Raw genomic sequence first — 18,389 nt, 5'->3', positions numbered from 1 at the left:
CATATGTTATCTGATAAAACCATTGAGATTGTAAAAAGCACAGTTCCGTTATTAGCGCAGGCGGGTACGGTTGTTACTAATCATTTTTATAAGCGTTTATTTAGTCATAATCCTGAGCTTAAAAATATTTTTAATATGGCGAACCAAGATACAGGTCGTCAGCAATTTGCACTTTTTAATGCATTGGCTGCGTATGCACAAAATATTGATAATTTAGCTGTATTAAAAGAAGCGCTAACACGTATTAATCATAAGCATACAAGCTTGAATATTTTACCTGAGCATTACCCTATTGTAGGTGCACACTTAATTGGTACGCTTAAAGAGCTTCTTCCTGAGCAATTTACTCCCGATGTTGAATACGCTTGGCGCGAAGCTTACGGCGTACTTGCTGATATTTGTATAACCGAAGAAGCTGCTTTGTATGAGCACAGTAAAAATAAACACGGTGGTTGGGCGGGAACTCGCCAATTTGAAATAACCAACAAACAGGCCGAATCAGAACTAGTAACGAGTTTTACACTTACGCCAGTTGATGGCGAAGCTGTTATTACACATAAACCAGGGCAGTATTTAGGTATTAAAGTTAAGCCAGAGGGCGCTGAATATGAAGAAATTCGCCAGTATTCTATTTCACAAAAAAGTAACGCTAAAAACTACCGTATTAGTGTTAAAAAAGAGCTACAGCCAAAGCCTGGCATGGTGTCTAATTATCTACACTCATTAGAGCAAGGCACTATTGTTGAGTTATACCCGCCAGCAGGAGACTTCTTTTTACGCAATAACACAAACCCAGCGGTACTCATTTCAGCAGGTGTTGGGCAAACGCCAATGCTGGCTATGCTTGAAACGCTATTAAGTGACAACTCTAATCAAGAGATTATGTATTTACATGCTTGCGAAAATACTCAGCAACATTCGTTTTCAAAATATTTATATGATCTAACAGCGCAGAATAACCGCTTGAAAACAATAACGTGGTTTAACCAAGCGACAGAGGGCGCTGACTTTACTGGGTTAATGAACCTAAATGCAGTACAAGCACAGCTACCATTGAGTAATGGCGACTTTTACTTATGTGGTCCTGCCGGTTTTATGGCATTTATAAAAAACCAGTTACTTGAACTAGGTGTTAAAAACGAGCAGATTCATTATGAAGTGTTTGGTCCGCATCAAGACTTGTAGTAACGCTTTAAAATAGAAAAAGGCGTACAGCGATGTGCTGCACGCCTTTTTTATAAACTTTAAAGTGCCTTATAACTCTTTACAGGTCACACCTTCAAGTACTGTAGTAAGCTCTTTCTTAGGATAGTAAAGCTCGCATTGGTTATTACGTAGCTGCAAAATAAACTTTTCAGATTTTATATTATGCGCGCCCATAATTACTCTGCCATCAGACCCTTTACTCATTGCATGATCAATTAGCAGTTCGCTACGTTTAGTAAATACGGAATCGGAAAGTGTTACTAATGCGCCTCCCTTAGCTTGTTGAATTGCCTGTTGTAGTGTTGTAATAACGCTAGGATTAACGCTCGTTAATATAGCGGGTTTAGCGGGCTCACTATTTACACTTTGGCATCCTCCCAAAGCGAATAAGGTAGCTAATGGGAGTAATAATTTAGCCATTACCTTTCCTCACTCAGTGTTGGCCAAGTTAAGTCCATATTACGCTGGGTAAATTGTACCGGCATATTTAAAGGAATGAGAGATTCACGAGAGCTTGAAAAATTAGCTGGCTCTGCTTTTGCAGCAGCCGTTCTAATTGGGAAACTGCCATTTTCAACATGAAATAATGCGGTGGCTAAAACGGCCTCGTCACTGTCGCCTAACTGATGATCAAAGTCGTCCTCAATTTCACAACCTTGAACATCAGCATCAAATTGTGGCGTAGGGGTTGGTGTAAAACCCGCAGCGTATTCGCCAAATCCTTTGCTATTTACCCCACTAAATTGAATAGTGTAATAGGTTGTTGCGCAGTTATGAGTTGGGGTAAAGCCATAGGGCTTACCGCAGGTTGTGTCGCCAATTAAAATAACTTCTGCGTCTATACCTTTTAAACCATTAATAAAAGCTTCTGATGCCGAACAGGTGCCTGATGTGCTTAATACATAAACCTTTGATAGGTTTAAATCAGGTAGGTTTTCACCTGTGCTAAAAAAAGTAGAGTAATCTATTTCTTCATCAATAAATGGAAAAGGTGAATCAACGGGTTGTTTATCGTTTTGTTGAGTTTGATAATAAAAGCGGTTGTTAACGTTGGCATTACCGGCAACCATATAAGCCAATTGTGCCGACAGTGCTAATAAACCACCACCGTTATATCTAAAATCGATTACAAGCTCATCAATACCATCGGTTTTAAACTTATTTACCGCATCAATAAGCCCTTCTTGGGCAATGCTTATATGGCTATTAAATTGCATGTAACCCACGCTTAAACCATTTGCGGTTGTAATCGTTTTAACATTTTGAACCGGTGTTTGTTCAATATTGCCAGCGGTTACATTAAATGTTTTTTCGGCGCCATCGTTACTGCGTACAACAATAGTATGTGAGTCGCCATTAGTTGGGCTAAATAAGCCTTCGTTAAGCGTATCTACACCCGACTGTGTATTGGTATTAATGCTAACACCGTCAACTGAAAGTACAGTATCACCACGTTGAAAGCCTATTTGGCTTGCAGGTGAATCATCTTCAAGATAAGCGACGCGTAAAATACGGTCGGCTGTATCGCCAATGAACGCCCAATTTATACCGTAACCAGAAGTAACGCCCGATTGCGCTTCTTGAAAGTAATCTTCAGTAGGTTCTGAAAAATGAAAGTTATCTTTTTTTGCCCCTGAGTCGGTAAGCTGCTCTGTTTTTAATTGGGCAAAATAATCGGCTACTGTGGCAAAGCTTTCAGGATCGTTATCGGCAATCTCATCATACCAAAGGTAGGTTTCGTCGCTCCAAGAGCGAAGCCAGAGTTTTTCGTAAAGGGCAGAACCTGCTTGATCTGGGTAAGGCTCGTTGTTATTAAAGGGATCGTTACCCGTACGCGGGGTTTCGCAAAAGTTTTTTAAATCGTTAGAGGGTTCAAATACACCCGCAGTCCATGTTGGACTGCTACTTACAGATGTTGTAACTACAGGGGCTGAGTCGATACCGCTACCGCCGCCGCCACAACCGGTCAAAGCAAAGCCCGCAAATGCAGTGAAAATGGCAAGCGAGGTTTTATTATTTTTAAACATAGGTAAGGGCTTTTTTGTAAATAAGTTGTTTAAAATATTACAACACTCGCTTGTTTATTCAACATTTATAACTTTGATTTATGTAAATGAGAGTTAAAGCTTAGAGCTTGCTCACACTACTTGTATCTGCGAATGCTTGCTTTTGCCATGCATTAAATAACTTTTGCTGTTTATCAGAGATTTTTAAACCGTATGTTTTTTGCATGTAAGCGTAGGTGTCAGCTATACGTTTTCGTGCATAAACAGGCGGTTCAACTACACGTTGCTTAAAGTTTACTTTTACTTCGCAACGGCCATATTGCGTGGCGTTTTCGCTAAGCATACCAAAACGATAATTAGAGCGATCGGCATTAATTTCGCCAATAGCTGGCGCTAAGTTATTTATATCAGCTTCCATTTTTCTAAATTTAGCACTTACTTTACGGCAGTTTTTACGCCCGCCATCTTGCCAGCATTGTAGCTGGTGACCAAATTCCCACGCCGGAACAATGTGCTCCCACTCAATGCGTAGTGCTCGCACATTTACTTTGCCTGAGCGGGTAAGGGTATTTCGAGGAATGTAACCACAGTTAGACGGATCAGGAACGAGTTTTTTGCCTTCTTTTTTAATGTCGCAACCGCAGTAAATGCTTTTGGCGTTGTCAGGTAGGGTTTTAATTAAATGTCTTTTAGCCGTTGAAAAACGGGTAAATTGTTCGGCAGATACCGAAACGCACACACAACAAGCCAATAAGGCCAGAATAAATCGAGTCATATCCATCACAAATGTGAACTACAGGAATGGGCAGTTTAAAGCCTTGAAGATAAAAGATAAAGTTAACTTAAGGGCAACGCTTATATTACTAAAAAGTGCCTGATTAATTTTTTACTCAAAGTTATTTTCACTATTCATTTATTTCTCACTATTTATCGTATTTTAACCACACAAGGTTACCCGTTAAGGAGTATGCTTAAAGCTTACTCAATATGAGGATTTGGATTGCAAATGAAATTTGTTGATTATTATGCAGTGCTTGGAATATCGCCTGATGCAGATGATAAAGCGGTTAAAGTAGCTTATAAAAAGTTAGCTAGAAAATATCACCCAGATGTAAGCAAAGAGCCTCAAGCAGAAGATAAGTTTAAAGAAATAGCAGAAGCTTACGAAGTCATTCATAACAAAGAAGAACGTGTAAAATACGACGAGTTACGTCGTCACCAACAAAATCGTGCTCGTCAACAGCAAGGTAATTATGGTGGTAACAATGCCTCATCGCAAAGTAATTATCAGCAAAGCGATCCTCAAACCGATCAAGAGTTTTCTGATTTTGTTAATTCAATGTTTGGCGGCGCCGGTGGATTCAATCGTTCCGGGCAGAGCAGAAGTAACGCCGCTCGCGCGCAAAAAGGACAAGATGTGGAAATAGAGTTCCCAATTTTTCTTGAAGAGACTTTAGTTGATACCGTGAAGCCTGTTGAGTTTATGTTACCGCAGCGAGACAGCAGTGGCCGTGTCACTGAAATTAAAAAATCACTAAAAGTGAAAATTCCCGCAGGTTCAGTAAATGGCGAGCGAATTCGACTAAAAGGGCAAGGCGGATTAGGGTCAGCGAATGGGCAAAATGGCGACTTGTATTTACAAATTAGTTTAGTGCCTCACCCATTATTTGATGTTGAGGGTCATAACCTAAATATAATTGTCCCTCTTGCACCATGGGAAGCGGCTCTTGGTACAAAGCTAAATTTACCTACGTTGACAGGAAAAATCCAATTAACTATTCCTTCTAATAGTCAGTCTGGTCAACGCTTGCGTATTAAAGGTAAGGGATTAATGAGTAAAAAAGCTAAAGGTGACTTATTTGCTGTGCTTAAAATTGTTAATCCAACATCTGTTGATGATACCAGTAAAAAACTGTGGGAAGAATTAGCCAAAAAAGCTCACTTTGATCCCCGTAATAACTGGAGCAAGCCATAATGCAAATTATCGTGACACAAAAAGACGATTTACTTACTAGCAAAGAGCTATGTTTGAGCAGTGATATTAGCGAAGCAATTTTATATGAGTTAGTTGAGCATAATATTGCGGTTCCAATTGAGGGGAAGCATGTTACGCAGTGGCTATTTACTGTATCTGCAGTGACCTTAGTTAAAAAAGCGGCCCGTATCCAACATGACTTTTCGTTAGATTGGTCGGCAATAGCTTTAGTTTTACAATTGCTGGATGAGCGTGATGAGTTGATTTTCGAAAACGAAATGTTAAAGCGACATTTGAGTCGATTTAAGCACTTGGAATAAAATAAGCCCTAGGCTTATTTACTCTTTGATAAGTGGGCGCTAGCTCTCAAAAACCAATATGACTACTTTGATTTATTCTTATTTTTAATTCGGATAAATCGTTTTAGTCGTATATTTTGTATAAGTAATAATATTCCACTCAAACAAAAAAGTACGCTAGTTGCTGAAAAGCTAATAAGTAGTGGATTATTAAAATTCTCTCGCTCATCGTAATCCATAATATGTAACATCCAAAAAAAGTCGAATATTCGCCATAGCGTGCTGCGAACGGTGACAACTTTGCCGTTATTTTCTGACAAGTACAGTGTTGTGTTAAAGGTGTCGTCAAATTGGACCTGCCAAACATTGGTTTTATATCCGACTTCCCGCGTACCTAGCTTTAGTAGTACAGCGCTTGTTACTTGAGCGTCAATAAGTAAGTGTGCTTTAGCATTTGCGGTAATTTGTATTTTAGTTGGCGGTTCAAATGGTCGGCCTGTTATGCCATTGAAGCTTTGCTGCTCGTTATTACTAAAGACAGTAATAAGTGGTGTAGTTAAGAAGTTCTCAAAAATTATTTGTGTTGGATTAACCACCTGAGAGGCAATATCGTCAAGGGAGGCAACATAATCAGCCTGCGTAAATGGGTTATTAAGAGTACGTGTTGCAAGATGCTCCCCATGAACTTTATCAAGAGGGATTGCACTCATAATTAAACCACCTAGTAACCATGCTAAAATTTGTAGTGCTAATAAATAACCTAACCATTTATGTAACTTGCGAGCATGTTTAAATATTTTTTTATTCATGTTTTAGTCTTATTATTTTTAGAGGCTAGTTTATTACATTAATAGGATAAGTTACTGCGACATTTTGTCGCAGTTTAAACTATAGCTTACTGTAATCATTTAAAAATAAAAAAGATTACACTTAAATTCCTAACATGACTTATCTGTTTAATTGAGCTGAATATTTGATATCCAGCTAGCTTTAAATGCTAAAAAATACTTAAAAGCTGCGAAATATCCATATAAAGTGGTTAATAGAGCATAGTTGATTTGGTATAACGGTAAAACTGCGTTAAAGTTTGCAATGAAATTATTAGAGGATAAATACGAAACGATGTCGGAAATTCAATTTTTAAATGTAGATCTTGAGCTTGAATCAAAGCAAGATATTAGTTTGCTAGTGGCGGACTTGAAAAAAGTCGCGACGATTTTACATTATGACAAAGACGAATACCGTCAACTAGCGCGTATTGAAGCTACAGGTGAGGTGAGCACACCTGATAAAGCCATAAACCATATATGTGAGCTTATTGAATCGTGTTCGCGTAATGCGCTAAAGCAATGGTTAAGCTGTTCACGTAGAACGTTTGATATTGGTTTTGAATCAGGGACTTCTCCTAAGTGCTTTAATCAAGCCTTAGATGCAGATACATTATTGCGTATATCTGCGATTGGTGCGGGTATGGAAATTACCATTTACCCAATCGAAAAGTAACTATCTTCGCTCTACGACTGCTGCGGTCATTTTTGATACGCAGCACAGCTCATTGCGGCTATTTGTAATTTTTATTTCCCATACTGAACTACGTTTGCCAATATGAAACGCTCTAGCCGTTGCTGTTAAAGTGCCGTTGCGAGATGCTTTTAAATGACTTGCGCTAATTTCCTGCCCTACACAGTAAAATTTAGTAAAATCGACAACAAAGTTAGCGGCATAGCTGGCAACTGTTTCGGCAAGTACAACGTTAGCACCGCCGTGAACCATGCCCATTGGGTTATGATGCTCAGGAATTGCCGGCATTGTGGCAACCAAATAATCATCGCCAATTTCTGTGACTTCTATCCCCATAGTTTTCATTAATGTTCCTTGGCCATTAATGCCTTGTTCTAACTGCTTGCACAGCTCTAAGGTGATGGGCTGGTACCAAATACTCATAATGTCTCCTTTGCATTTTTAATCATTTATAAACTTAGCTTTAGTTATATCCCTAAAATGTACACAAGTGAAATTACTTTAGCTATTTTAAGGCTTAATTTAAATTTGCGATTTTTATTTAACTGTATATACTCACAGTTAAATGTACTGTATGGAAAACCAGTTGTATGCGACCATTAACGAACCGCCAAGCTCAAATACTCGAACTAATTAAAGTTTTTATTAAAGACACTGGTATGCCTCCTACACGTGCTGAAATAGCGCAAACATTAGGTTTTAAAAGTGCCAATGCTGCTGAAGAACATTTAAAAGCACTTGCTAAAAAAGGCGCAATTAAAATGAAACCAGGTGCAAGCCGTGGTATTCAATTAATTGAAGAAGAAGAGCCAGAACAATTAGGTTTACCGCTTATAGGGCGTGTTGCTGCTGGTTCACCTATTTTGGCGCAAGAGCACGTTGAAAGTCACTGCAAAATCGATCCATTAATGTTTAAACCGGCTGCAGATTTTTTACTACGCGTTAACGGTATGAGCATGAAAGATATTGGTATTATGGATGGTGATTTACTTGCTGTACATCGTACTCAAACCGCTGAAAACGGACAAGTTGTTGTTGCCCGCCTAGACGAAGACGTAACTGTAAAACGTCTTGAGAAAGCGGGTCGTAAAGTATTACTTCATGCTGAAAACGACGATTTTGACTCTATTGAAGTAGATCTTGAGAATGAGTCTTTTAATATTGAAGGCTTAGCCGTTGGCGTTATAAGAAACGCTGATTGGATGTGACTTTAAAAATAGCTTTTAAACAAGCAGTTTTATAAATGCGTACTAACTAGTACGCATTTTTGTTTTAAAATTTGTACTAAAAATAGGGCGTAAACAGCCCACTGACTATTTAAGCTGTAAACTTTTTTGCACTTATATTTTCCCCCTCCGAATGCGTTAAACCCCTTTGTTTTGCTCATATTTTGAACTTTCTGTTGCCCAGTTGATTACCGATTTTTTATTAATTATTCAATATCACCTGATTGTTTTTTATACTAAAACTTGCTTGTTGTTCGTTTTTTAGCTAATTGTTAATGTGCTGAGCTAATAATAACTCACAGCTTTTTAGTTTTGAGAACACACAATATACATAAACTCGTTGTTGGCGCAGCAAAACCAATCAATATTAAATAAGATTGGCTAAAAAAATAAAAATAACGAATTGGCGTTTAAGCCGTATGCCTCTTCGCTTTGCATTCGCAATAGCATCAAAGGAGCCGTCACATGGGTAAACTGACCTCTACCTTGTGGCTTATATTATGTGTTTTTTCGCACCCAGTTTTGGCTAACAGCCAATACAATATGCGCAAAGGCGTAACCGATATAAGCAATAATGTATATCAGCTGCACATGACCATATTTATAATATGTTGTGTGATTGGGGTGATAGTGTTCGCAATTATGTTTTGGGCACTTATTCATCACCGTAAATCTAAAGGGGCTGTACCTGCCCAATTTCACGAAAGCACTAAAGTAGAAATACTTTGGACTGCAATTCCGTTTGTTATTTTAATTGCTATGGCAGTACCAGCCACTAAAACCCTAATTGCAATGGAAGATGCCAGCAAAGCTGATCTCACTATTAAAATTACGGGTTCGCAATGGAAATGGCATTATGAATATATGGGTGAAGATGTAGAGTTCTACTCTATTTTATCTACCCCGCAAGATGAAATCGCGAATCTTGCAGATAAAAATCCTAACTACTTACTTGAGGTTGATAAGCCTCTTGTACTGCCAATAAATCAAAAAGTACGATTTTTAATGACTTCTGACGATGTTATTCACTCTTGGTGGGTACCTGATTTTGCAGTTAAAAAAGATGCTAACCCCGGCTTTATAAACGAAACATGGACGAACATAAACGAAGAAGGTACTTACCGAGGCCAATGTGCTGAGTTGTGTGGTAAAGACCATGGCTTTATGCCCGTTGTGGTGGTCGCTAAATCTGAGGCTGATTTTAAAACATGGCTTGCAGATGCAAAGCAGGCTAAACAAAAAGCAGCATTAGCAGATGCCGCATTACTTGATAAAACCCTCCCAAAAGAAGAGTTAATGACTTTAGGCGAACAAGTATATATGGCTAATTGTGCTGCATGTCATCAACCTACTGGCATGGGGTTACCGGGCGTATTTCCTGCACTTAAAGGCAGCCCGATAGTGCTTGGCGATATGAAAGATCACATTGATGTAGTTATCCATGGACGACCTGGTACGGCAATGCAAGCATTTGCCAAACAGTTATCTATAAAGCAATTAGCAGCGGTTATTACTTATAAACGTAATGCGTGGGGTAATGATACGGGTGATGTTATTCAACCGAGTCAAATACAGACAGCACTTGATGCCAAAGTGGAGGCGAACTAATGAGTAGCATAGTAGAACAACCTAACGCCAATGAAGCTCATCATGCTCATCACCCAGCTAAAGGTTTTAAACGCTGGCTTTACACAACTAATCATAAAGATATAGGTAGTTTATATTTAATTTTTTCGCTGACCATGTTCTTAATTGGTGGTGGAATGGCCATGGTGATCAGAGCTGAATTATTTCAACCAGGTTTACAGTTGGTCGACCCTCACTTTTTTAATCAAATGACCACAGTGCATGGTTTAATTATGGTGTTTGGTGCGGTTATGCCCGCCTTTACAGGCCTTGCTAACTGGATGATACCACTTATGATTGGCGCGCCAGATATGGCATTGCCAAGAATGAATAACTGGAGCTTTTGGATTTTACCGTTTGCGTTTTTAATCCTATTGGCATCGTTATTTATGCCTGGTGGGGGTCCTGCATTTGGTTGGACTTTTTATGCACCACTGTCCACAACATACAGTAATGATAATACTGCATTGTTTGTATTTGCCGTACATATTATGGGGATTAGCTCAATAATGGGCGCAATCAATGTGATTGTAACCATAGTGAACTTACGTGCCCCCGGCATGACATGGATGAAGTTGCCCTTATTTGTATGGACGTGGTTAATTACTGCCTTTTTATTAATAGCGGTAATGCCTGTACTTGCAGGAGCGGTAACTATGGTGCTTACCGATAAGTATTTTGCTACCAGCTTTTTTGATGCCGCAGGCGGTGGCGACCCGGTGATGTTCCAACACATTTTTTGGTTTTTTGGTCACCCTGAAGTATACATAATGATTCTTCCTGCCTTTGGCATTATATCTACAATAGTACCTACCTTTTCTCGTAAAAAACTTTTTGGCTATGCCTCAATGGTATACGCCACATCCTCTATAGCACTATTGAGCTTTATTGTTTGGGCTCATCATATGTTTACCACTGGGATGCCGGTCGCTGGCGAGTTGTTTTTTATGTACGCGACCATGCTTATATCGGTACCTACAGGAGTCAAAGTATTTAATTGGGTTGCCACAATGTGGAAAGGCTCAATAACTTTTGAAGTGCCAATGCTTTTTAGTATTGCGTTTATTGTGCTGTTTACCTTGGGTGGTTTTTCGGGATTGATGCTGGCAATTACACCTGCTGATTTTCAATATCACGATACTTATTTTGTAGTGGCGCATTTTCATTATGTATTAGTAACAGGGGCTGTATTTTCGATAATGGCAGGGGCTTATTACTGGCTGCCTAAGTGGACGGGCAATATGTTTAATATCACGTTAGCTAAATGGCATTTTTGGCTATCGCTGGTGAGCGTGAACGTACTGTTTTTTCCTATGCATTTTGTAGGGCTTGCCGGTATGCCGCGTCGAATTCCCGATTATGCTCTTCAATTTGCCGACTTTAACGCAATCATAAGTATTGGTGGGTTTGCCTTTGGTTTATCGCAATTGTTGTTTGTAGCTGTGGTAATTAAATGCGCTCGTGGCGGTGATAAAGTGCCTGCAAAAGTATGGGAAGGGGCAGAAGGCCTTGAGTGGGAAGTTGACTCTCCAGCGCCATATCATACTTTTTCTACGCCGCCGGTTATTAAGTAATGACACACGCACCGCTACTCAAACGTTTGGTACTTATTTGCATAGGCATGTTTGCCTTTGCCTTTGCCTTAGTACCTTTGTATGACGTGTTTTGTGATGTAACAGGGCTTAATGGAAAGCCTTCGCTTGAGCAAGCAGAGCAAAGTACACAAATAGTACAAAACCGAGAAGTCGGCGTTAGCTTTACTACTCACGCACAAAGTGGTGCACCGTTTGAAGTTAAATCAAAAGAATACAGTGTAGTGGTAAAACCCGGTGCAATGCGTGAAGTAATGTTTAGTGCAAAAAATAACAGCAACCTAGATAAAGTAATGCAGGCTGTACCATCAGTCTCACCAGGTAAAGCGGCAAAGTATTTACATAAAATAGCCTGTTTTTGCTTTGATCAGCAACCTCTAAAAGCAGGGGAAGAGCTTGAATTTAAATTACTTTTTTATGTTGATACCGCATTGCCAAGCGACATTGAAGAATTAACTTTATCTTATACCGTATTTGATATTAGTGAACAGCTGGTGGCAAGTAATAACTAGCTTTTTAAACTAGTGTGAAACTAGGAGTAAATAAAATGAATCAAGAATATGAGCATTATTACGTACCTGAGCAAAGCCCGTGGCCTATTGTAGGTGCTGTTGCATTGTTTTTTATTGCAGTAGGGGCAGGCTTGACTGTTATGAGTGTAGGTAAAGAAGGTGGTAGCGGGGTTTATCTGCTTTATGCCGGTATTGCTGTGCTTGTGTATATGTTGTTTAGCTGGTTTAAAAATGTAATTAGTGAATCGGACAAAGGTTTGTACTCAGCACAAATGGATCGCTCTTTTAGACAAGGTATGAGCTGGTTTATTTTTTCTGAAGTTATGTTTTTTATGGCCTTTTTTGGTGCGCTTTTTTATGCACGGGTATTGTCGGTACCTTGGCTTGGAGGTGCAGACAATAATGCAATGACTAACGAGGTTTTATGGCCAACTTTTGAAGCTGTTTGGCCGCTAGTTTCAACACCTGCTGGCGAAACTACTCAGGCTATGGGCTGGCAAGGCTTACCACTTATAAATACCTTAATACTGCTTACTTCCTCAGTTACTTTACATTTTGCCCACGTAGCGATGGAAAACAATAAACGCACTCCACTTAAGGTTTTTTTAGGCGCTACTATTTTATTGGGCGTTTGCTTTTTAGGGCTGCAAGTTGAGGAGTACATGCATGCATATAATGACCTTAATCTAACGCTAGATGCGGGTATTTACGGTAATACGTTTTTTTTATTGACTGGTTTTCATGGCATGCATGTAACGCTAGGAACCGTACTTTTATTTGTAATATTTTTACGGATATTAAAAGGGCACTTTACTAAAGATAAGCACTTTGCTTTTCAAGCAGCTGCTTGGTATTGGCACTTTGTTGATGTGGTGTGGCTGTGTTTGTTTGTATTTGTATATGTGCTGTAGCGTTTATTGGCGAATTATTTGCTTTAATAAAACCAAGTTTAAGCGCTGCAATAACAACAACTAAAACAACGATCGAAAACAATACGCGACGACCTAAAAAGTGAGACATAGGTCGTCCCCCTGTTTTCCCTGACACCATAATAAACAATGCTCTAAATAAGTTAAAAAGTATAAATATTAACAACAGTACGATAATAATTTTAATAATCACTGAGTTGACCCTTTATGCAGTTAGTTTTATGGCACAAACAAAAGCTTAGCTCACTAATCACACTTTGTATGGTTGTGGTTGTTGTACTTGTGTGTGTGCGATTAGGGTTTTGGCAGTTGGAGCGAGGTGAGCAAAAGCAGCAACAACTAACCGCCATAGCTAAGCAACAGACTCGTGGTGTGATGAGCTGGTCTCAATTACTTAACTTGCCTGATAGCTGGAACAAAACTGGTGTATTGGTTAAGTTAAAAGGGCGGTTTGTACAAAACCAATATTGGCTTTTAGATAATCAAATTTATAACGGGCAAGTAGGGTACGACCTACTTGCTTTACTAAAGCCAGATAGCGAAGAAAAAGTGATTTTAGTTAATTTAGGATGGGTAAAAGCGCCTATATCTAGAGATACACTGCCAAAGGTTACTCTGCCTACAGGTGTTTTTATTCTTAAAGCGCAAATAAAAGAAAATAACTTAAGTAGCTTTACGCTTGAAGATAAAACTACAAATAACGACTTACCTACAAGAATCCAATCTATCGACTTGAATATGCTGAGCACCCAAAGCCAGCAATCATTAATTAATTTTATGGCTTACAGACAAGGTACTGGTGATGAGATTGCAACACCTCATTATGAGGCCGTTGTTATGAGCCCTCAAAAGCATAATGCCTACGCTTTGCAATGGTTTTTAATTGCTATTGCATGTGCTGTTGTGGCTATTTTTGCGAGTAAAAAAAGGACACATAATGAAAAATAATCCCCTTTTGTTGTTTGTGGGTTGCTGTGCAATCCCATTAGTTTTGGCATATGGCGCATTAAAGTTTGATTGGTTGCCTACTGCAATTACTAATAATGGTGAGTTTTTAAGCCAAGAAATAAAACTTAAAAATTGGCCGCAAAATAATCCCAAACAATGGACTATCGCGCTTAATTATTCAAACGAATGTAACACCCCATGCAGCGAACAGCTCAATGCACTTAATAACTTATATGTGGCACTTGGTAAAAACCAAGGCAAGGTTGATATGGCTGTAATGGGAAGCCCCGACAATAAAAATCTACCATGGAAAATTATTACCGAACAACAGAGTTTAAATCCTGCAAGTTTATATTTAATTGATCATATGGGGTTAGTGGTACTTGAATATCCCTTTAAGGTCGAGCCACAAGAAAACCGTTTAGTACAAAAAGGCCTATTAAAAGATCTAAAAAAATTACTTAACTATTCTCGTTCTAGCTAATTAAGTTGAGCTTAAGTTGGAGTATCTGATGTATAAAAATTATAAAAACTTAGTATTAATAACAGGATTACTCGCTTTGATTGTAGTTGCTTTAGGTGCGTACACCCGCTTAAGTGATGCAGGATTAGGGTGCCCCGATTGGCCTGGTTGTTATGGCTTTTTAACGGTACCTAAGCATGAGGCTGACATAGCCTTAGCAACTCAAAGCTACCCCGATATGATGTTCGAAACCGCAAAAGCGTGGAAAGAAATGATTCATCGCTACTTTGCAGGTGCTTTAGGCTTACTTATTTTAGGTTTATTTGTGTTGGCTTTTTTAAAACGCCAATATCCAACTACGCCAGTTAAATTGCCTTTGGCTTTACTTCTACTCGTGGTATTTCAGGCTGCCCTTGGTATGTGGACAGTAACCATGAACCTTCAGCCGCTTATTGTAATGGGCCACTTATTAGGGGGCTTTAGTATTTTGTCACTTATAACGCTTTTATATTTACGGCTAACCGCAAAACCTATTATGGGTGGCGATAGCGGCGCAAAACGCTATTTTGGTTTAAGTTTAGTAGCGCTCAGTGTATTAATTATCCAAATTGCACTTGGTGGTTGGCTGGCTGCAAATTACGCCGCTCCTCATTGTAGTGGTTTGCCATTGTGTAATTACGCACAACCGTTTTCATTGAGTAGTGTATTTCAATTACCACTTGAGCACAGTAATTATGAATTTGGTGTGTTATCGCAGCAAGCGCGTATGTCTATTCATTTATTACACCGCATTTGGGCACTCGTTACTTGTATCGTTCTGGCGCTAATTATGTGGAAAATATACAGCCAAGCGTACTCTAAAAAAATTAAAAATTGCGTTGTGAGCGTATTACTGACCCTGCTTTGCCAAATTAGCTTAGGGCTTATATTAGTACATTGGCATATTCCATTGGGAGTTGCACTGGCGCATAACTTGATGGCAGCCATACTGTTATTAAGCATGGTTAGGTTGTGTTATTACCTAAAATCACGCACATAAAAGGGAAATATAATGGCACTTATAATTGATAAAAAAATACTGCTACCCGTTAATACTCAGTCGCTAATTTCGCGTGCACATAACTTGCTGCAAGACTACTTAGCAATTAGTAAATTTAAAGTGGTAGCCATGTTGGTGCTAACAGCTTGGGTTGGTTTAGCGTTGGCTCCCGATGTAGGGCGCGGTATGGTCGTACAGTTTATTAGCTTGTTAGGTATTGGGCTACTTTCTGCTGCTGCAGCGGTTATTAATCATGTGGTTGATAGTGAGATAGACTCAAAAATGGCAAGGACTCGTCATCGCCCTGTGGCTAAAGGGCGTTTAAGTAAAACACATGCGCTTAGTTTTGCAGCTGTTATTGGGGTTGCGGGTTTTATTATGCTAATGGTGTGGGCCAATACCTTAACCGCTATATTAACGTTATTTGCATTGGTAGGTTATGCATTTGTTTATACATCATTTTTAAAGCGTGCTACACCGCAAAATATTGTTATAGGTGGGCTGGCTGGCGCAATGCCTCCATTATTAGGTTGGGTGTCAGAAACAAACCAAATGGCAGCAGCCCCTTGGTTACTTGTAATGATAATATTTACCTGGACTCCGCCACACTTTTGGGCACTGGCTATAGCACGAAAAAGTGATTACGAACGCGCTAAAATCCCCATGTTACCAGTAACCCATGGCATCGATTTTTGTAAAACGTGCGTTGTTGCTTACTCTGTTTTACTCGCTGTAGTTTGTGTATTACCTTATTTAATTGGTATGTCTGGATTAATCTATTTGATAGGTGCATGTGTATTAAATGCAGTGTTTATATATAAGGCGGTCAAATTAAAAATTGCTGGAAATGATGAGACTGCAATGGACTTATTTCGTTTTTCGATTATTCATTTAATGGTACTCTTTGTAATCTTATTTATAGATAAATGGCTCCCTTTATGAAGCAGTTATGGCTTGGATTAATTGTTATTTTAGTTTTATTTTTATCGGCATGTTCAAATGAAAATAGTCCGCCAGATGTAGATGCATTAGTTTACGAAAATGCAAAGCCATTGTCTGATTTTACGTTAAACGATCAGCGCGGCGAATTAGTGACTAAGCAACAATTTGTAGGACAGTGGAATTTAGTATTTTTAGGCTACACAAGCTGTCCAGATATTTGTCCATTAACACTTGCTAAGTTAAATGCTGTTTATAAAAACTTACAAGCAGATTATCCGCTACAAATTTGGTTTTTATCGGTTGATCCAAAACGCGATACACCAGCTAAACGAAAGCAATATATAGATTACTTTAATCCTGACTTTTTAGCTGTATCAGGGGAACATAAACACCTTTTTCCTGTTGTTAGAGAGCTTGGTTTAATTTACGCGATTAGCGATAGTAGTGAATCAGAATATGCAGTTGATCATAGTGCTTCGGTCGCTATGGTTGATCAAAATGGAGCCGTTAGAGCTATTTTTAAGCCAGAATTTAAACAAGGTAGTGTGCCATTAATTAATGCGACGATTTTAGCTGAAGAGTTTAAAAAAATAGCCGATTACTACAAAAACTAGTTTTTACTTTTTACCAATTTGAAAGGAGCTTTAGGCTAATGCCAGTCAGTTAAGCTGACTGGCATTTTTCTTTTTATGGGGATACTTAGATGGTTTTGGCTTAACCCATCGGGGATATCTTCTATCCTCTCGTCTAGCTGGAAGCTTAAATAAGACCAGTGTATTGAGTAAGTGCTGCCAGTGTATTGGAATGTTTCCTGGACTCATTATAGATACTGACGAGAAATACTGAATGACAGCCATCGAACTGCTAGAGAAACTAAGCTGGTTAGGCCATATCCCTGTAACTGTCGCCGCCATCGTCATTATTCTTCGTATTAAATTATAGGCGAGTAACACGCCCCATAGCTCCTGACGCACCATGTCTGGACGCTTGCTTCTTAAATGGTATGCGCTATCAAGCATGGTTTGTTTGATTTCTCTAAACCCAAGTTCTATCTCCCAACGATGACAATATAATTCAACAATTTCATTACCTGGATAACGCAATCTATCCGTCATCGAGGTTAATATACGGTAGCTTTTGCCCTTTATTGTTTTGCTGATTAATCTCGCTTTAATCGTTTCAGGAACATCGGGAAAGTTTTTTTGTGCATGCTTTGTGGTTTTCAATTCAATGATATGGTCATTTTTACCCGCGCTGGAGATGATTTCATACTGTAAGTCGGGCCTTGCTGGTATCAGCCAGTGCCTCATCTCCCCAGTTTGGTGCCAACGGTTTAACAGGCCTAAAGAATAATATCCTTTATCAAACATAGTCAGTGAATTATCTGGTGTACGTTCAATTAAACGCTCAGCTAATTTCATCTCGTTGGTTTTATAGTTATCAAACTCGCTACTGAGAAGTTGATGGCTGGTCAATTCCATATGACAAACCATGCGTATTTGAGGAAAGGCTGTATCACCGTATTGGTTGCTACCTGAAGAGAAGGCTTTACGATTATCAGGCGTGTCGGCTGTTCGCCACACAACACCGTCAACAGCTAATAGGTTCAAACCATTCCATGTTTCGAATGACTGTTGCTTATACATTGATTGAGCAGATTTATTGAAAACGTGTTTAACGGAATCATCACCTAACCTTTGTCTCGCCTGTACCATCGCACTTGGAGCAACGAGTTGGTTCTTGCCAGGTAACATGATATCTAGCTTATTAGCGATATTCCAAACTGATTCTTTTCGAAACAATGCCATGCCAATAACTGACCACAAAACGGCTTCAAGCGGTAACCTTCGCTTACGAACGGTTGCAATCCCAGCTTGTTGAAAACCTTGTTCAATGATTTCAGGGTCAAGAATTTCTGATAATTTTTCAAAGGTATGGTATCGGCTGCTTTCTTCAAGTGTTGCTTGCAGTGCTTGTTCTATATTCACAAAAAAATCCGTAGTTAGTTTCCTAACTACGGATTTTGCATGATCGTTTGGATCGGTCAACCGGTCATTTTCTTAACTGATCGGCATTAAGCTTTAGGCTCCTTTTTTTGTGCTCTA

21 protein-coding genes are annotated in these 18,389 nt (G+C 39.1%); 14 read left to right on the top strand and 7 right to left on the bottom strand.

The features are described 5' to 3' along the window. Positions 1-3: 3 nt before the first annotated feature. Complete coding sequence (gene hmpA, locus RB214_RS16185; protein ID WP_309167796.1) at positions 4-1,185, top strand: NO-inducible flavohemoprotein; 1,182 nt, start codon at positions 4-6, stop codon at positions 1,183-1,185. Positions 1,186-1,254: 69 nt separating this feature from the next. Here the strand turns inward: hmpA and RB214_RS16180 are convergent, their stop codons facing one another. The 3 genes from RB214_RS16180 to RB214_RS16170 all read right to left on the bottom strand — a co-directional run bounded on the left by RB214_RS16180 (position 1,255) and on the right by RB214_RS16170 (position 3,987). Then, positions 1,255-1,626 carry a hypothetical protein gene (locus RB214_RS16180; RefSeq protein WP_138489796.1) on the bottom strand — a complete coding sequence of 124 codons (372 nt, stop codon included), beginning with the start codon at positions 1,624-1,626 and terminating at the stop codon, positions 1,255-1,257. Continuing rightward, positions 1,626-3,233 carry a S41 family peptidase gene (locus RB214_RS16175; RefSeq protein ID WP_309167795.1) on the bottom strand — a complete coding sequence of 536 codons (1,608 nt, stop codon included), beginning with the start codon at positions 3,231-3,233 and terminating at the stop codon, positions 1,626-1,628. Before RB214_RS16175 ends, RB214_RS16180 begins: the two co-directional genes overlap by 1 nt. A 100-nt stretch (positions 3,234-3,333) precedes the next feature. Further along, complete coding sequence (locus RB214_RS16170; protein ID WP_309167794.1) at positions 3,334-3,987, bottom strand: endonuclease; 654 nt, start codon at positions 3,985-3,987, stop codon at positions 3,334-3,336. Between the two features lie 231 nt (positions 3,988-4,218). On the opposite strand from RB214_RS16170, the gene RB214_RS16165 reads away from it, so the two are divergent. Next, positions 4,219-5,187: a DnaJ C-terminal domain-containing protein gene (locus tag RB214_RS16165; RefSeq protein WP_309167793.1), complete on the top strand. Its 969-nt coding sequence runs from the start codon at positions 4,219-4,221 to the stop codon at positions 5,185-5,187. Continuing rightward, positions 5,187-5,507 carry a chaperone modulator CbpM gene (locus RB214_RS16160; protein WP_165744775.1) on the top strand — a complete coding sequence of 107 codons (321 nt, stop codon included), beginning with the start codon at positions 5,187-5,189 and terminating at the stop codon, positions 5,505-5,507. Before RB214_RS16165 ends, RB214_RS16160 begins: the two co-directional genes overlap by 1 nt. A gap of 62 nt (positions 5,508-5,569) precedes the next feature. Here the strand turns inward: RB214_RS16160 and RB214_RS16155 are convergent, their stop codons facing one another. Continuing rightward, positions 5,570-6,295, bottom strand: coding sequence for a hypothetical protein (locus RB214_RS16155; protein ID WP_182738407.1), 726 nt, complete (start codon positions 6,293-6,295; stop codon positions 5,570-5,572). A 313-nt stretch (positions 6,296-6,608) separates the two neighbouring features. Here RB214_RS16155 and RB214_RS16150 point away from each other — a divergent pair, with 313 nt between their 5' ends. Beyond that, positions 6,609-6,989, top strand: a complete 381-nt coding sequence (locus tag RB214_RS16150; protein ID WP_024595094.1) for a hypothetical protein — start codon at positions 6,609-6,611, stop codon at positions 6,987-6,989. Here RB214_RS16150 and RB214_RS16145 read toward each other — a convergent pair whose 3' ends face one another. Beyond that, positions 6,990-7,430: a PaaI family thioesterase gene (locus RB214_RS16145; RefSeq protein WP_149603343.1), complete on the bottom strand. Its 441-nt coding sequence runs from the start codon at positions 7,428-7,430 to the stop codon at positions 6,990-6,992. Positions 7,431-7,597: 167 nt separating this feature from the next. Here RB214_RS16145 and lexA point away from each other — a divergent pair, with 167 nt between their 5' ends. The 5 genes from lexA (at position 7,598) to RB214_RS16120 (ending at position 12,874) form a co-directional block, all read left to right on the top strand. Further along, a complete protein-coding gene (gene lexA, locus RB214_RS16140; protein WP_024595093.1) occupies positions 7,598-8,215 on the top strand; it encodes a transcriptional repressor LexA in 618 nt (205 codons plus the stop codon). A gap of 483 nt (positions 8,216-8,698) precedes the next feature. After that, on the top strand, positions 8,699-9,841 hold the full coding sequence (gene coxB / locus RB214_RS16135; RefSeq protein ID WP_024606463.1) for a cytochrome c oxidase subunit II: 1,143 nt from the start codon (positions 8,699-8,701) through the stop codon (positions 9,839-9,841). Further along, positions 9,841-11,433 carry a cytochrome c oxidase subunit I gene (ctaD, locus tag RB214_RS16130; RefSeq protein ID WP_007584944.1) on the top strand — a complete coding sequence of 531 codons (1,593 nt, stop codon included), beginning with the start codon at positions 9,841-9,843 and terminating at the stop codon, positions 11,431-11,433. Before coxB ends, ctaD begins: the two co-directional genes overlap by 1 nt. Further along, positions 11,433-11,963, top strand: a complete 531-nt coding sequence (locus RB214_RS16125; RefSeq protein WP_002959612.1) for a cytochrome c oxidase assembly protein — start codon at positions 11,433-11,435, stop codon at positions 11,961-11,963. Before ctaD ends, RB214_RS16125 begins: the two co-directional genes overlap by 1 nt. A 35-nt stretch (positions 11,964-11,998) precedes the next feature. Continuing rightward, a complete protein-coding gene (locus RB214_RS16120) occupies positions 11,999-12,874 on the top strand; it encodes a cytochrome c oxidase subunit 3 (protein ID WP_309167792.1) in 876 nt (291 codons plus the stop codon). Here RB214_RS16120 and RB214_RS16115 read toward each other — a convergent pair. Continuing rightward, a complete protein-coding gene (locus tag RB214_RS16115) occupies positions 12,777-13,085 on the bottom strand; it encodes a DUF2909 family protein (RefSeq protein ID WP_165744785.1) in 309 nt (102 codons plus the stop codon). The two genes, RB214_RS16120 and RB214_RS16115, sit on opposite strands and share 98 nt — an antisense overlap. Positions 13,086-13,099: 14 nt before the next feature. On the opposite strand from RB214_RS16115, the gene RB214_RS16110 reads away from it, so the two are divergent. The 5 genes from RB214_RS16110 to RB214_RS16090 are packed head-to-tail and all read left to right on the top strand — an operon-like array spanning position 13,100 to position 16,898. After that, the gene (locus RB214_RS16110; RefSeq protein WP_309167791.1) at positions 13,100-13,840 is read left to right on the top strand and encodes an SURF1 family protein; all 741 of its coding nucleotides are present in this window, start codon (positions 13,100-13,102) and stop codon (positions 13,838-13,840) included. After that, the gene (locus tag RB214_RS16105) at positions 13,830-14,324 is read left to right on the top strand and encodes a hypothetical protein (RefSeq protein WP_002959602.1); all 495 of its coding nucleotides are present in this window, start codon (positions 13,830-13,832) and stop codon (positions 14,322-14,324) included. The genes RB214_RS16110 and RB214_RS16105 overlap by 11 nt, the downstream gene beginning before the upstream one ends. Before the next feature lie 28 nt (positions 14,325-14,352). Beyond that, the gene (locus RB214_RS16100; RefSeq protein WP_165744789.1) at positions 14,353-15,342 is read left to right on the top strand and encodes a heme A synthase; all 990 of its coding nucleotides are present in this window, start codon (positions 14,353-14,355) and stop codon (positions 15,340-15,342) included. A 12-nt stretch (positions 15,343-15,354) separates the two neighbouring features. Next, positions 15,355-16,284 carry a heme o synthase gene (gene cyoE / locus RB214_RS16095; RefSeq protein WP_309167790.1) on the top strand — a complete coding sequence of 310 codons (930 nt, stop codon included), beginning with the start codon at positions 15,355-15,357 and terminating at the stop codon, positions 16,282-16,284. Next, the gene (locus tag RB214_RS16090) at positions 16,281-16,898 is read left to right on the top strand and encodes an SCO family protein (protein ID WP_309167789.1); all 618 of its coding nucleotides are present in this window, start codon (positions 16,281-16,283) and stop codon (positions 16,896-16,898) included. The genes cyoE and RB214_RS16090 overlap by 4 nt, the downstream gene beginning before the upstream one ends. Positions 16,899-16,943: 45 nt before the next feature. Here the strand turns inward: RB214_RS16090 and RB214_RS16085 are convergent, their stop codons facing one another. Continuing rightward, entirely contained in the window at positions 16,944-18,272 is a 1,329-nt protein-coding gene (locus RB214_RS16085; protein ID WP_375144327.1) for an IS4 family transposase, read from the bottom strand. Positions 18,273-18,389: the final 117 nt, after the last annotated feature.

Source organism: Pseudoalteromonas sp. HL-AS1 (genome assembly GCF_031198785.1).
Classification (GTDB): Bacteria; Pseudomonadota; Gammaproteobacteria; order Enterobacterales; family Alteromonadaceae; genus Pseudoalteromonas; species Pseudoalteromonas distincta.
The sequence above is the reverse complement of the archived record's forward strand: the minus strand, read 5'-3'. Positions and strand labels throughout refer to the sequence as shown.

Coding starts and splice junctions, on each gene's coding strand:
- hmpA (WP_309167796.1), top strand. CDS start 4: ATGTTATCTGATAAAACCATTGAGATTGTAAAAAGCACAGTTCCGTTA.
- RB214_RS16180 (WP_138489796.1), bottom strand. CDS start 1,626: ATGGCTAAATTATTACTCCCATTAGCTACCTTATTCGCTTTGGGAGGA.
- RB214_RS16175 (WP_309167795.1), bottom strand. CDS start 3,233: ATGTTTAAAAATAATAAAACCTCGCTTGCCATTTTCACTGCATTTGCG.
- RB214_RS16170 (WP_309167794.1), bottom strand. CDS start 3,987: ATGACTCGATTTATTCTGGCCTTATTGGCTTGTTGTGTGTGCGTTTCG.
- RB214_RS16165 (WP_309167793.1), top strand. CDS start 4,219: ATGAAATTTGTTGATTATTATGCAGTGCTTGGAATATCGCCTGATGCA.
- RB214_RS16160 (WP_165744775.1), top strand. CDS start 5,187: ATGCAAATTATCGTGACACAAAAAGACGATTTACTTACTAGCAAAGAG.
- RB214_RS16155 (WP_182738407.1), bottom strand. CDS start 6,295: ATGAATAAAAAAATATTTAAACATGCTCGCAAGTTACATAAATGGTTA.
- RB214_RS16150 (WP_024595094.1), top strand. CDS start 6,609: ATGTCGGAAATTCAATTTTTAAATGTAGATCTTGAGCTTGAATCAAAG.
- RB214_RS16145 (WP_149603343.1), bottom strand. CDS start 7,430: ATGAGTATTTGGTACCAGCCCATCACCTTAGAGCTGTGCAAGCAGTTA.
- lexA (WP_024595093.1), top strand. CDS start 7,598: ATGCGACCATTAACGAACCGCCAAGCTCAAATACTCGAACTAATTAAA.
- coxB (WP_024606463.1), top strand. CDS start 8,699: ATGGGTAAACTGACCTCTACCTTGTGGCTTATATTATGTGTTTTTTCG.
- ctaD (WP_007584944.1), top strand. CDS start 9,841: ATGAGTAGCATAGTAGAACAACCTAACGCCAATGAAGCTCATCATGCT.
- RB214_RS16125 (WP_002959612.1), top strand. CDS start 11,433: ATGACACACGCACCGCTACTCAAACGTTTGGTACTTATTTGCATAGGC.
- RB214_RS16120 (WP_309167792.1), top strand. CDS start 11,999: ATGAATCAAGAATATGAGCATTATTACGTACCTGAGCAAAGCCCGTGG.
- RB214_RS16110 (WP_309167791.1), top strand. CDS start 13,100: ATGCAGTTAGTTTTATGGCACAAACAAAAGCTTAGCTCACTAATCACA.
- RB214_RS16105 (WP_002959602.1), top strand. CDS start 13,830: ATGAAAAATAATCCCCTTTTGTTGTTTGTGGGTTGCTGTGCAATCCCA.
- RB214_RS16100 (WP_165744789.1), top strand. CDS start 14,353: ATGTATAAAAATTATAAAAACTTAGTATTAATAACAGGATTACTCGCT.
- cyoE (WP_309167790.1), top strand. CDS start 15,355: ATGGCACTTATAATTGATAAAAAAATACTGCTACCCGTTAATACTCAG.
- RB214_RS16090 (WP_309167789.1), top strand. CDS start 16,281: ATGAAGCAGTTATGGCTTGGATTAATTGTTATTTTAGTTTTATTTTTA.